We start from the raw sequence: 12,948 nt of genomic DNA, 5'->3' as shown, positions 1-12,948 counted from the left end.
GAACTAGTGATTTGTAAAGGAGACATTCGTTATGGTTAGAGACGAATACACATTAGTTTTAGTAAAGCCGGATGGGGTCAAGACCCGTCACATCGGTGAAATTATCACCCGGATTGAACGCAAGGGCTACAAGATCGAAGCCCTGAAGATGATCCAGCCAACTGAGGAACTGTTGCGTCAACACTATGCCGACAAAGTTAACAAGCCATTCTTCCCGGACCTGTTGGAATACATGACTGAAGGCCCAATCGTGGGGATCGTGGTCTCTGGGACCAACGTTATCAAGGCTATCCACAACATGGCCGGTGCCACCAACCCGGTTGAAGCCGAATGGGGAACGATTCGTGGTGACTATGGCCGTGAATGGCCAGATGGCAACCTTCGGAACATCGTCCACACTTCCGACGAACCAGCTAGTGCCACTAAGGAAATTCATATCTGGTTCCCAGAGTTTAAGTTCGACCAGCCGGACTAATAAAAATAAACCTTAGGAAAAACAGCAAATAACCACCAAGACAGATTTTATGCCTTGGTGGTTATTTGCTGTTTTTGCGAAAGGCCGAGGGACTGAAGCCGTTGTAACGTTTGAAGGCCTTGGAAAAGGTAAATTCGTCGCGGTAGCCAACCTGATGGGCAATTTCCTGGACCGTTTTGTCGGTGGCCTTAAGGAGCTGGATCGCCCCTTCCATTCGCAGGTGGGTGAGGTAGCGCTGCGCGGAAACGTTCATGTTCTTCTTAAAGAGGGTGTAGAGGTAGCTTCGTGAAAGCCCAAGGTGGTGACAGAGGCTTTCCACGTTGCAGTTGCTGTCATGATAGTTTTCTTGCAGGTAGTAAACTGCCAGCTTTAACCGATCGGCAGCCCTGCCGCTTGACTTGGCGGCCTTGGTTGGGTATTCCGTCACCAGGTGGTAAAACATTTGGTAGGTCAGGGACTCGACCAGGATGTCGTTGGCCAGCGAGCTCTGATTTTTAAGGGCGGCAAAGAGCTGGGTGAGACTGGCATAGAATTGACTGCCCTGGACTTGCCGCAGGTAGCGCCTGTCCAGCAGCTGCGATCCTTCCAGCATTGTCTTGATCTTGGTGCCGGACAGGCCGATCCAGAAATACTTCCAGGGATTCGTCCCGTCGGCCTGATAAAAGCAGGGAACGCCCTTGGGGAGCAGGAAAGTGTCGCCCTTCTTCAGGGTAACGGCCGACCGGTTGGCGGAGGAAAAGGTTCCCTGGCCGTCCAAAATATAGTGGATCACGTAGTTGTCGCGGACGTTATTGCCGCGAAAAAAGTAGTTCGGCGGGCAGTTCTCCTGGCCGATGAAAAGAATCTTGCTTTCAAAGCTGGTGCCCGTTAGGCTTCGATATTCACCATCCATAAAATGTCACCTTCCAGTTCTTTAATGGTTATTTGTTTGCACTTAATGTTGTTGCTTTGCTGATTATACCATTGCTTTGTCCGTGAGATGTCAATTTGTTTAACTAGCGATCTGGCATGTTCCGAGCGCAAACTGCCATGGAAGAAACGGGCTTCGTTCAATATAATGAAGTTAAGAAACTTGTAAGCGGATACAGGTAGACTAGTAGTCATGTCTCATCAGTAATATAATTAAAATGTAAATGTTTACAAAATGACAAAGGGGTTATTCAAAATGGGTATTCATGTCAATGAAGAACAGCAGCTTTTTCATCTCCAGACGGCCAAGACCAGTTACATTTTCAAGATCTTGGAAAACGGTCAGGCCGGGCAACTCTACTACGGCCCAAAGATTCCGGTCAAAAAGGACTACCAGAACCTGGCCAGCCGTGAGGAACACGACTGCACCAACACCCTGACCGTGGACCAGGGCGACTTCCAACTGGAGCTGATTAAGCAGGAATACGCCGGCCTAGGCAAGGGCGACTACCGCTACCCGGCCTACCAGATTACCTACCCGAACGGTTCCCGAATCAGTGAGTTTGCCTACACGGGTTATAAGCTGGCGAAGGGAAAGAAGCGTCTCGGTGATCTGCCGTCCACCTTCGATGACCGGGGCGACGATGCCCAGACACTGACGGTACGGTTCAAGGACGAACTTGCTAACGTCCGGCTCGACCTGCACTACACCGTCTTTGAAAAAGAAGACGTGATCGTCCGCAGCGCCACCTTCACCAACCACGGCGAGCCAATTACGTTGAACCGGGCCCTGAGCGCCCAGCTGGACCTGCCGGACAGTGACTACGACCTGCTGCAGTTCTCGGGAACCTGGGCCCGGGAACGGCACCTGATTCGTACCCACCTGCGTTCCGGCGTCCAAAGCATCAGCAGCCTGCGGGACGCCTCTAGCCACCAGCAGAACCCGTTCTTCATCCTGGCGCGTCCCCACACCGACAACAACCAGGGGGCGGCATTCGGCTTCAACTTCATCTATTCCGGCAACTTCCTGGATTCGGTCGAGGTCGACCAGTTCGACACCACCCGGGTCCTGGTGGGAATTAACCCGGACGAGTTCGGCTGGCGCCTAGACAATGGCGATAGCTTCCAGACGCCGGAAGCAGTGATGACCTACACGGACCAGGGACTCAACCAGCTCAGTCAGCAGCTCGGCAGCTTTTACGCCGACCACCTGATCAATCCGCACTTTGCCCACGAGGAGCGGCCAATCCTGATCAACAACTGGGAGGCCACCTTCATGGACTTCAACGAGGCCAAGCTGATGCCAATCGTCAAGAAGGCACACGAACTCGGCATCGAAATGTTTGTCCTGGATGACGGCTGGTTTGGTCACCGGGACAACGACCGGTCCAGCCTCGGCGACTGGTTCGTCGATCAAAAGAAGTTCACCAACGGGATCAGCGGTTTTGCCAAGAAGGTTCATGAACAAGGACTAAAGTTTGGCCTCTGGTTCGAACCGGAAATGATTTCCATCGACAGCAAGCTCTACGAAAAGCACCCTGACTGGATGATCTCCACGCCGGGTCGGCAGAGCACGCCGGCACGGAACCAGTACGTTCTCGACATGACCCGGCCGGAAGTAGTGGACTACCTGGTGGACCACATCAGTGCAATTATTAAGCAGACCAAGCTCGACTACATCAAGTGGGACATGAACCGGAACATCACGGAGATGTACGGCAGCAAGCTGGGTGCGGACCGGCAGCTGGAGTTTGCCCACCGTTACATTCTGGGCGTTTACCAGCTTTACAGCCGCCTGACCAATGCCTTCCCAAAGGTGCTCTTTGAATCCTGTGCTTCCGGTGGTGGCCGTTTTGACCTGGGAATGATGTACTATGCACCACAGGCCTGGTGCAGTGACGACACCGATGCCGTGGAGCGGATCAAGATCCAGGATGGGACCTCCTACGGCTACACGCCATCGATGTGGGGTGCCCACGTTTCCGCCGTGCCGAATGACCAGGTGGGCCGGTTGACCTCGATCGAAACCCGGGCGGCCGTGGCCTACTTCGGTGACTTTGGTTACGAACTCGACATCACCAAGTTGCCGGCCGACCAGTTGGCAACGATTAAGAAGCAGGTGGCCTTCTACAAGCAGTACCGGCACCTCTTCCAGCAGGGGACCTTCTACCGGCTGGAGAATCCGGATACCGCCAGTCAGAACGTTTACGGCTGGCAGGTTGTCAGTGCCGACAAGACGGAAGCCGTTGCGGCTCGCTTCCAGATCTTGAACGGTGCCAACCCAGCTTACATCCGCTTCTACTTCCAGGGCCTCGACCCGGACAAGACCTACACCGTCAACGGCGGCAAGGAGAAGTTCTCTGGGGCCGAATTGATGCACGTCGGCTACTTTGTCCCACGGATCATGGACCGGACCAAGCCGGAGAAGGATCCGTCCGACTTCAGCGCCCACCTCTTCGTGGTCAAGGAAGCTTAAACTAAATTCATCGCACATATTAAAAGCCCTGCTCAAGAAAATCGAGCAGGGCTTTTATTAGCGATAGCGGCGAACGATATCATCCCGGATGATCCGGCTGCCGTATTCGCGGCGCAAATTGTTAAGTTTTTGGCGGGGGAAGGCGTGGCAGAGCACCGGCACGTCCCAGCGCTGCTGCAGGCCCATTAAAACCTGGACGTAGTCGTCATAGTCAAAATGAGCGAAGGGGAGGTGGCAGATGATCGCGGTGGTGATCCCGGTGCCAACCCGCTTCTGGGCCTCGGCGGTGATCACGTAGTTCTGGCTGAGGTCGACGATTGACGTCCAGAGATTCAGCCGCCCTGTTGAGTGCTCCTGGAAGTCGGCGACGACCTCATTGCCATTCTTAATCGCTGCCTGAATTTCCGGTTTGGTTGCCATTTTGCTCCTCCCTTCCTGCTTCCCGAATGTTGAGCAACGGAATGTGGTGCCCGTCCGCAAAAAAGGCCTCCTGCTTATCCCAATTAACGTGGTTTAGCTGGCCCTGGTACTGGTCGTAGTAGCCGCTTTGCCCGTTGAAGTAGGTCAGGCTGACCCGCTCGCCGGACGAACATGAGTGGAAAAAGTCGAAGACCGCCTGAACCTGCTCTTCGGTCGGGTAAATTTTATTAGCATAACGTTCAGCTGTCTTGGCCAACAGCTCGTGGTAGCCGGTCAGGGCCGCAAAGGGCGCGAATTGGCCGGCCCGGTCCCGCCCGGTCATCGGCAGGTGAGCGCGCGAAACGTGGCGGGGGGCGTCCATGATGTCATTGTAGCGGGAAGTGTCATTAAACTGGGCCTGTTCGGCCTGCCATTGTTTCTTGTCCATTATGCCTTGTGGCCCCCAATCTCCTTGTTGCGTTTCTTGGCGACGGCCCCGTCCTTGAGATCGGCCGCGCGGATGATCGAATTCTTTCCGAAGTCCTGGTGCATCTTGAGAATCAGCTTTTGCAGCCGGTAGTCCTGGTCGCGGATTGCCTGCTTTTCTCGGGCCTCCTTGACAACCTGGTACGGGTCGCTGAAGAGGTCGAGCTGCTCGGCATAGGTCTGTTCCTGGGCCTTCTTGCGGGTGAGCAGGTGGTTGGCGGTCACCGTCACCCGGCGGCTCAGCAGCTGACGATTAAAGTGCTGGTCGTAGGCCTCCAGGAAGTGCTTGGTCAGTTCGGTCGTCGAAGCGGTCGGCACCGCAAAGGAAAAGGCCCGGTGCTCTGGGTGGGGGACGTCTCGGCCGTAAAAGTCCTTGGTGATCGCGCCGTGGTAGTTGTTGCCGGTGTGCAGGCTCTCGACGTCATAGTCGACGGCCAGGGAAAAGTCGGTAGCGACCAGGTCTCGCTTGACCATCTGCAGGCAGAGCATGTTGACCATTTCCGAAACCACGATGCGACCCTCGCTAAACCGGTAGGGGCGGGGAAGGACGATGCTGGAATAGATCCCGTGGTTGTTGGACCGGTAATTCTTGATGTCGTCGATTGTGGCGGATTCGTAGCCCCAGGCATGGTCAATTAGGAGCTCGGCGTTCTTGCCAAATTCTTGGTAGAGGGTCTCCTCGTTTTGGGGATCGGACAACTTACCGAGGGAGCAGCGGACGATGTCACCCATCGTGTGCAAGCCAAGTTTTGCCAGCCGCTTGGCATAGCCCCGGCCGACCCGCCAAAAGTCGGTGAGTGGTTCGTGGGCCCACAGGTAATGCCGGTACTTTTGCTCATCCATCTCGGCGATCCGGACGCCGTCTTCATCGGCCGGGATCCGTTTGGCCACGATGTCCATCGCCACCTTGGCCAGGTAGAGGTTGTCACCGATGCCAGCAGTGGCCGTGATGTGGGTCTCGGCCTGGATCACCTGGATGATCTCCTTGGCAAGGTCATGGGCGGTGACGTGGTGGGTCTGGAGGTAGTCGGTAACGTCCATCATCACCTCGTCGATTGAATAGGGGTGAATTTTGGCCGGTGGGAGGTAGCGGAGGTAGATCTCGTAAACCTCGGCGCTGCGCTGCAGGTAAAAGGCCATTCGTGGGGCCACCACCTTGTATTCGATCTTGAAAGTCGGATTGGCCAGGAGATCGTCCCGGTAGATCGATCCCCAGGGGGCCAGCCGGTGATCGGGCGCTTGCTTGGCCCGCTCCCGGTTGAGTTCGGCCACTCGCTGCTCGACCTCGAACAGCCGCGGCCGGCCGGGCAGCCCGAAGCGCTTAAGGGCCGGCGAGACGGCGAGGCAGATCGTCTTGCTGGTGCGGGTGGCGTCGGCGACCACCAGGTTCACGTTGAGCGGGTCGAAGCCGAGGTCGGCGCACTCGGCCGAAGCATAGAAGGATTTGAGGTCAATTGCCAGGTAGGTTGCCATTGGGCGCGGACTCCTTTCGAAAAAACTATTACCATTATAACTGATGAAGCGCATCTAGAACAAGTGTTTGCCTTTTTGGGCTGGCAGGGGCTTGTCAATGCGATTAAAAGGGCTTAAAATATAGGCATCAAAAAGTAGCGTGAGTAACAGCGAGGGACAGCTGGTGGAAAGGTCCCCAAAGCGCGAACTGGTAACAACTAAAGATGGCCCAATTGGGCATGAGTGGCAAGCAATTGCAATTTAGGTGGCACCGCGCGCAAAGCGTCCTATTAGTTTCGACTAATGGGGCGCTTTATCTATAAAGGAGGAAATTAAAATGACTGAAAAGAAACACGTAATTTTAACTGGTGATCGACCAACTGGCAAGCTGCATATCGGACACTATGTTGGTTCCTTGAAGAACCGGGTGGCCCTGCAAAACACCGGCAAATATGATACCTACATCATGATCGCTGACCAGCAGGCGCTGACCGACAACGCTCGCGATCCCGAGAAGATCCGCCACAGCCTCCACCAAGTGGCCCTCGACTACCTAGCTGTCGGCATTGATCCGAAGAAGTCCACGATTCTGGTTCAGTCCCAGATTCCGGCCTTAAACGAACTGACGATGCATTATCTCAACCTGGTTACGGTTGCCCGGCTGAAGCGGAACCCGACCGTCAAGACCGAGATCAAGCAGAAGAAGTTCGGCGAGAGCGTGCCGGCCGGCTTCTTCATCTACCCGGTTAGCCAGGCGGCCGACATCACGGCCTTCAAGGCGGACACCGTGCCGGTTGGTGACGACCAGGAACCAATGCTGGAACAGACCCGGGAGATTGTCCGGACCTTTAACCGGATCTACAAGCAGGACATCCTGGTTGAACCCGAGGGCGTCTTCCCGCCAAAGGGTGAGGGCCGGATTCCGGGCCTGGACGGCAACGCCAAGATGAGCAAGTCCCTGGGTAACGCCATCTACCTGTCCGACGACGCCGACACGATCCAAAAGAAGGTCATGTCGATGTACACCGACCCGACCCACATCAAGGTTTCCGATCCTGGTCACGTCGAGGGTAACACCGTCTTCACCTACCTGGACATTTTTGATCCGGACAAGGACTACGTGGCCCAACTGAAGGAACAGTACCAAGCGGGCGGTCTCGGTGACGTCAAGATCAAGCGTCACTTAAACGACGTCCTCCAAGAAATCCTGCGGCCAATCCGGGAACGGCGCGAACACTACGCGGCTAACCTGGACTATGTTGACCAGGTCCTGACTGAAGGCTCCGCCAAGGCCAATGAGGTTGCCAACCAGACCTTGAAGGAAGTTCGTGACGCCATCGGCATCAATTACTTTGGCTAAAAAATAAGCTTATTCAAGCTAACAATTGGGAGACCGGACCGGCAAACATGCTGGTGGGTCTCCTTTGGCGTTTAAAATCATTCTGTTAAAACAGTTATTAGTGTTTCACGGAGCGGAACATGGTAACATTAAAGGGAATGTTTTTAATGAAAATAAATTAATCAAGCGGAGGTGAGAAATAGTGGAAAACCTCGCGATTGTTGACCTGGGCTCGAATTCGGCCCGGATGGCCATCACGGAGATTGCCCCGGATGGCCGTTTTCGGGAAATTAAACGGGTAAAGGAAAATACCCGTCTGTCCGAGGGCATGGGCCGGGAAAAGATGCTCCAGGAAGGGGCGATGGACCGGACGATTGCCGCCCTCAAGCGCTTCAAGAAGATCTATGAGGGGATGCCCAACACCCAGGTCCGCGCCATCACGACGGCGGCGGTCCGTCAGGCGCATAACCGGCAGGAGTTCCTGGATCGGGTTCAAAAGGAAGTCGGCATTAATCTCCAGGTCCTGTCGGGCAAGAAGGAAGCCTACTACGACTACCTAGGTGTGATTCGCACCATGAAGTTGAACCACTGTTTAATTTTGGATGTTGGTGGCGCGAGCTGTGAGCTGGTTCTGGTTCAGCAGCGGCGTGCCCGGGACCTGATTTCCATTCCGGTCGGGGCAGTGACCCTGTCGGAGCAGTTTCACCTGAATGGCTACGTTCGCTCGGCCGACCTCTTTCGGGCCCAGGTGGCGATGAACGAGCGGCTGACGAAGATCCCCTGGCTGCGTTATGCGACCCGGGTGCCGATCGTCCTGCTCGGCGGTGCTAACCGGACCCTGGCCCGGATGACCTGGGCTTATCATCACCGGCACCGGCGTCAGCACTCCATTCACGGCTACCAGATTTCGTCCCGGGTCGTCTTTGCGACCTACCGGGAGCTCTTGAACCGCAACCTTGCCCAGCGCAAACGGATGGTGGGCCTGGAAACTGATCGGGCCGACATCATCGTCGGTGGGATGCTGCCGCTGGTGAGCCTTTTGCAACGCAACAGCGACGGCCGGGTGATCTTTTCCGAAAGCGGCGTACGGGAAGGAATCATCACGGAATACGTGAACCAAAGGAAGCGACAGCATGACTGATTGGCAGCACGGCTTTTACAAGCTCGACCCCCAAACACGGCGGAAACGCCTGGTAGACGGCCTTAACCTGCCGGACAGCGTCGTCAAGCAGCTGGCCGCAGGGGGTTCAGCGTTGGGCAACGAGCTGGTGGAAAACTACCTGACTGACTATTCCCTGCCCGAGGGGGTGGGCCTCAACCTGATCGTTAACGGACGACAATACGTGGTCCCAATGGTGGTCGAGGAACCATCGGTAATTGCGGCGGCTTCCAACGGCGCCCAGCGGGTAGCACGGTCGGGTGGCTTCCATGCCCCCAAGCAATCCCGGGAGTTGGTCGGCCAGGTCGTCTTAACCGACGTTGACGATATTGCGGCCACTAAAGAAAAAATCCTTGACCAGGCCGCCCACCTGCTGGCGGTCGCCAATGCCGCCCACCCGTCGATGCAGCGCCGGGGTGGCGGGGCCAATCACCTGACCGTTCGCACTCCAGGCGATTTCGTCAGTGTCGACCTCGGCATTGATGTCTGCCAGGCGATGGGGGCCAACAGCGTCAATACGATGGCCGAGGCGGTGGCCCGCGAGCTGACCGCCCAGGGCTACCACGTACTGGTGGCGATCCTCAGCAACTTTGCCACCAACAGCCTCCAGACGGTGACCTGCGACGTCGACTTTGCCCAGTTGGCGACGGCTAAGATGAGCGGCCAGGCGGTGGCCGAGCGGATCGCCCGGTTAAGCGACCTCGCCCAGGTAGATACATACCGGGCCGCCACCCATAATAAGGGAATCATGAACGGCATCGATGCCGTTATGATCGGCAGTGGCAATGACTGGCGGGCCATCGAGAGCGGTGCCCACGCCTATGCCGCCCGTGACGGTCACTACCGGGGTCTGTCTACCTGGCAGGTTAAAGCAACTGGCTTGCACGGCGAGCTGACCTTGCCACTGCCGGTCGGGGTGGTCGGCGGTTCAATCGGCCTCAATCCCCAGACCAAACTTAATTTTCAAATCAGCGCAATTCAGACGGCCGAGGAACTGGCGGCGGTAACCGCCAGCATCGGCCTCGCCCAGAACCTGGCCGCCCTGCGCGCCCTGGCGACGACCGGTATTCAGGCCGGTCACATGAAGCTGCAGTACCGTTCGCTGGCGGTCAGCGTCGGTGCCACCCCAGCCGAGGTCCCGTTGGTCGCGGCCAAATTGGCCAAGAGCAACCACGTCGACCAGGAACGGGCGCGTCAAGTTCTCCAAGCGATTAGAAAGGAACAAAAATGACCGAAGAAAAGATTGAATTAAACGATACCAACAAGGCACTGCTGGAAGAGATCAATTCCCTCTACCCGGACGGGACGGTCTTTGTTCAGTTTCATGGTGAAAAAGCCGGCTATGTCCGCCACGACCAGGCCACGCAGAAGACCCTGCCCGGCGGCCTTTTCATCATTGTGACCGACCTGACGGCACCGAACTACACGGCCAGTCACGAACTGCTGCACCTCTTGATGCTGCTCCAGGGTTTCCCGCAGATCTTCTTCCAGCTTTCCCTTGGCGACAAGGAACTCGATGAGCAGATGATGATCATGTCGACCGACCTCTACAACGTGGCCATGCACCGGGTGGTCGTGGCCGAGCAACGCAAGCACGGCTTGATCGATGACCAGATCGAGGAGCTCTACTTTAAGGGGATCGAGCACACCCTGACCAATGAGAGGGCCAAGGATGACGATGAACGGGCCCTGCGCCTGCTGACCCTCCTGGACGCCCTGGTCTTCTATGGGGACGACCTGCCGAAGTTTGAGGCGCGGCTCCAGGAAAACTACCCACTGGCCCTAGAAGCCGCCAAGAAGATCTATCAGGAGATCGCAGCCAAGCCGATCAAGTCCCCGTTTGACATGCGACGGACGATTGTACGGCTTTACGGCCTCTTTGATGAACAGATGCAAGAATGGGGGATGCCGGCCCTGCACAACAACGAGTACACCACCGTTTCACCGGTGCTGAGTGCCCGCCAATTGCGCCTGGAGATGCGCCAGGTCTTCGAAATTTTCCATTCCGACATGAAAGAGCGGGGGACCAGCCGGCGGGCCTACGTTGGGCTGCGGCGCAACGATCACCAGAATTCGTTTACGATGGCCGCTCCACAGCCGGAGACGCCGGAAGCCTTCAAGAAAATTTACGGCATGCCGGTCCAGAAATTCTTAGAAGAGCACAGCATTCCATACATTGTAAGGAAGTAAGATTATGGAACAGGAAATTCAACACTTATTTGATCAGGCCAAGCACATTGTCTTCCTGACTGGGGCCGGGGTTTCTACGGCCTCCGGGATTCCGGACTTTCGCTCGGCTAACGGACTCTACACCCAGGATAAGAACGCGGAATACTACCTCAGTCATCGCTACTTTGCGACCGATCCCGATGGCTTTTACAACTTCTGCAAGAAGAACCTCTACTTCCCGGATGCCAAGCCGAACGTGATCCACGAAAAGCAGGCGGCCCTGACCCAGCAGGACCGGGCGACGGTGATTACCCAGAACATCGACAACCTCTACGAAGAGGCGGGGGCAACCCACCTGATCGACTTCCACGGCAATCTCTACCACGTCTACTGTGAAAAGTGCAAGGAGAGTGTACCGGTGGCCGATTACCTGAAGAGCCGGATCCACGCCAAGGACGGCGGTCCGCTGCGTCCCGACATCGTCCTCTATGACGAGGGAATCAAGCAGGATGACGTGATCAACTCCGTCCGGGCGATGCAGACGGCCGACCTGATCGTGATTGTGGGAACCTCAATGAAGGTTTACCCGTTTGCGGGGCTCCTGCAGTACGGCAACCCGGCGGCCCAGGTGCTGGCCATCAACCAGCAAAAACTCGACCTGCCAGTTAAATTTACGATGGTTCAGACCGACGCCACCAAGTTCTTCGCTGAACTGAATGTATAATAAAAGAACGATTGCCAACAAGAGCAATCGTTCTTTTTAAGCTGTAGTATTTAGTTGACGTCACTTAGTTAAAGAAGACGACCTTTCCGTCGACCTTGAAGGGGAATGCCACCGCACCTTTCGCGTGGCCCGCGCCCTTCTTAAAACCGGATTTGACGTTAGACATTAACTTAGTGTTTAGCAGCATCGTAATCGCCCCTTTCAAATTGTTCAACCGTAAGATAACATCTTTTTGGCGACATTGACAGGAAAAATCCCATTCTGAGAAGTGCTCTCATCTTTGTTCGCTCACTTTTTGCATAATCTGCGCGAACCTAAGGACGGCAATGCATAAACGGGACCAGGGCTGGCCTGGGCACCGGCCAAGTGATGCATATAGATTTATTTTGGCCAGAATAAGAATTTGCTAAGCATTTGTGACGCTTTGAAAAGGGAGGCAAGCAAAATGAAAATCACAATTGGCTTGACCACCTGGACCGAGCACCCGGCCCTGATCCATAACCAAGAGCGGCCGGTCACCCTAAACGAATACGCCCAGCATCTGCCAACGGTCGAGGTGGATACCTTTTTCTACGCCCTGCCACAGGTAACAACCATTCAGAACTGGCTGGCAGAGGTCCCCGCGAGCTTTCAATTTGTCATCAAGGCCCATCGGGGGATGACCCTGCACGAGCGCGGGCAGGACAAGGGGGCTCTGGCGGAGCTATTTGAACACTATAAGCAAACTGTGGCCCCGCTGGTAGCGAGCGGGCAATTGAAGACGGTCCTCTTTCAGTTTCCACCCTATTTCGATGCCTCACCCGAGGACATTGAGTATCTGCGCCTGGTGCGGACCTGGATGGGCAAACTGCCGGTGGCAATCGAGCTGCGCAACCAGACCTGGTACCGCCCCGGCACCTTAAAATCCCTGGTGGCCTTTTGCCGGGACCTGAAATTTACCCTGGTGGCGGCGGATGAACCGCACGGCATTGTCGCCTCGGTGCCCTTTTACCTGGCGACGACCAATCCCGAGCTAGCGATGCTGCGGCTGCACGGCCAAAACACCAGTGGCTGGCTTAACCAGGATAAGAGCTGGCGCAAGACTCGCACGCTGTATCGCTATTCGGACGCCGAACTGCACCAGTTTCAAACGGCAATTGAGAATTTAACGCCCCAGCCGCAAGAAGTTTGCGTGATCTTCAACAACAACTCCGGCAAGGATGCCGCCCCCAACGCACTGAAATTGCAGAAGATGCTGGGTGTTCACTTTACCGGACTGGCACCGCGTTCTCCCGAGCAGCTCGACCTGTTTTAGGCCGTCAGACGCCGGGGGAATATGCTATACTAAACTGTAAAACTAATCTTAGAAAATCATTAGAGA

At 55.8% G+C, this 12,948-nt stretch carries 12 protein-coding genes; 8 read left to right on the top strand and 4 right to left on the bottom strand.

Annotated elements, in window-relative coordinates; translation table 11 throughout:
- Positions 1–31 precede the first annotated feature (31 nt).
- The gene (gene ndk / locus OCT58_RS01435) at positions 32–475 is read left to right on the top strand and encodes a nucleoside-diphosphate kinase (protein ID WP_267201051.1); all 444 of its coding nucleotides are present in this window, start codon (positions 32–34) and stop codon (positions 473–475) included.
- A gap of 61 nt (positions 476–536) precedes the next feature.
- On the opposite strand, the gene OCT58_RS01430 is transcribed toward ndk, so the two are convergent.
- Complete coding sequence (locus OCT58_RS01430) at positions 537–1,367, bottom strand: AraC family transcriptional regulator (protein WP_267201050.1); 831 nt, start codon at positions 1,365–1,367, stop codon at positions 537–539.
- A gap of 273 nt (positions 1,368–1,640) precedes the next feature.
- Between OCT58_RS01430 and OCT58_RS01425 the strand changes: the two genes are divergently transcribed.
- Positions 1,641–3,860, top strand: a complete 2,220-nt coding sequence (locus tag OCT58_RS01425) for an alpha-galactosidase (protein WP_267201049.1) — start codon at positions 1,641–1,643, stop codon at positions 3,858–3,860.
- A gap of 57 nt (positions 3,861–3,917) precedes the next feature.
- Here the strand turns inward: OCT58_RS01425 and OCT58_RS01420 are convergent, their stop codons facing one another.
- The 3 genes from OCT58_RS01420 to OCT58_RS01410 are packed head-to-tail and all read right to left on the bottom strand — an operon-like array spanning position 3,918 to position 6,218.
- A complete protein-coding gene (locus OCT58_RS01420) occupies positions 3,918–4,280 on the bottom strand; it encodes a transposase (protein WP_267201048.1) in 363 nt (120 codons plus the stop codon).
- Entirely contained in the window at positions 4,246–4,707 is a 462-nt protein-coding gene (locus tag OCT58_RS01415) for a hypothetical protein (RefSeq protein WP_267201047.1), read from the bottom strand. Before OCT58_RS01415 ends, OCT58_RS01420 begins: the two co-directional genes overlap by 35 nt.
- A complete protein-coding gene (locus tag OCT58_RS01410; protein ID WP_267201046.1) occupies positions 4,707–6,218 on the bottom strand; it encodes a Y-family DNA polymerase in 1,512 nt (503 codons plus the stop codon). The genes OCT58_RS01415 and OCT58_RS01410 overlap by 1 nt, the downstream gene beginning before the upstream one ends.
- A gap of 316 nt (positions 6,219–6,534) precedes the next feature.
- Here OCT58_RS01410 and trpS point away from each other — a divergent pair, with 316 nt between their 5' ends.
- The 6 genes from trpS to OCT58_RS01380 all read left to right on the top strand — a co-directional run bounded on the left by trpS (position 6,535) and on the right by OCT58_RS01380 (position 12,882).
- Positions 6,535–7,557 carry a tryptophan--tRNA ligase gene (gene trpS, locus OCT58_RS01405; RefSeq protein WP_267201045.1) on the top strand — a complete coding sequence of 341 codons (1,023 nt, stop codon included), beginning with the start codon at positions 6,535–6,537 and terminating at the stop codon, positions 7,555–7,557.
- Between the two features lie 181 nt (positions 7,558–7,738).
- Positions 7,739–8,677, top strand: a complete 939-nt coding sequence (locus tag OCT58_RS01400) for a Ppx/GppA phosphatase family protein (RefSeq protein ID WP_267201044.1) — start codon at positions 7,739–7,741, stop codon at positions 8,675–8,677.
- Positions 8,670–9,926 (top strand): hydroxymethylglutaryl-CoA reductase, degradative, encoded by a 1,257-nt coding sequence (locus tag OCT58_RS01395; RefSeq protein WP_267201043.1) that lies wholly within the window; start codon positions 8,670–8,672, stop codon positions 9,924–9,926. The genes OCT58_RS01400 and OCT58_RS01395 overlap by 8 nt, the downstream gene beginning before the upstream one ends.
- Complete coding sequence (locus OCT58_RS01390; protein ID WP_267201042.1) at positions 9,923–10,885, top strand: IpaB/EvcA family protein; 963 nt, start codon at positions 9,923–9,925, stop codon at positions 10,883–10,885. The genes OCT58_RS01395 and OCT58_RS01390 overlap by 4 nt, the downstream gene beginning before the upstream one ends.
- Before the next feature lie 4 nt (positions 10,886–10,889).
- Entirely contained in the window at positions 10,890–11,588 is a 699-nt protein-coding gene (locus OCT58_RS01385; RefSeq protein WP_267201041.1) for an NAD-dependent protein deacylase, read from the top strand.
- A 445-nt stretch (positions 11,589–12,033) separates the two neighbouring features.
- A complete protein-coding gene (locus OCT58_RS01380) occupies positions 12,034–12,882 on the top strand; it encodes a DUF72 domain-containing protein (RefSeq protein WP_267201040.1) in 849 nt (282 codons plus the stop codon).
- The last annotated feature ends 66 nt before the right edge of the window (positions 12,883–12,948 follow it).

It is taken from the genome of Limosilactobacillus kribbianus, from assembly GCF_026413145.1.
In the GTDB taxonomy this organism is placed as follows: Bacteria; Bacillota; Bacilli; order Lactobacillales; family Lactobacillaceae; genus Limosilactobacillus; species Limosilactobacillus kribbianus.
Note: the sequence above shows the minus strand (reverse complement) of the source record. Positions and strands in the feature narration are given on the sequence as shown.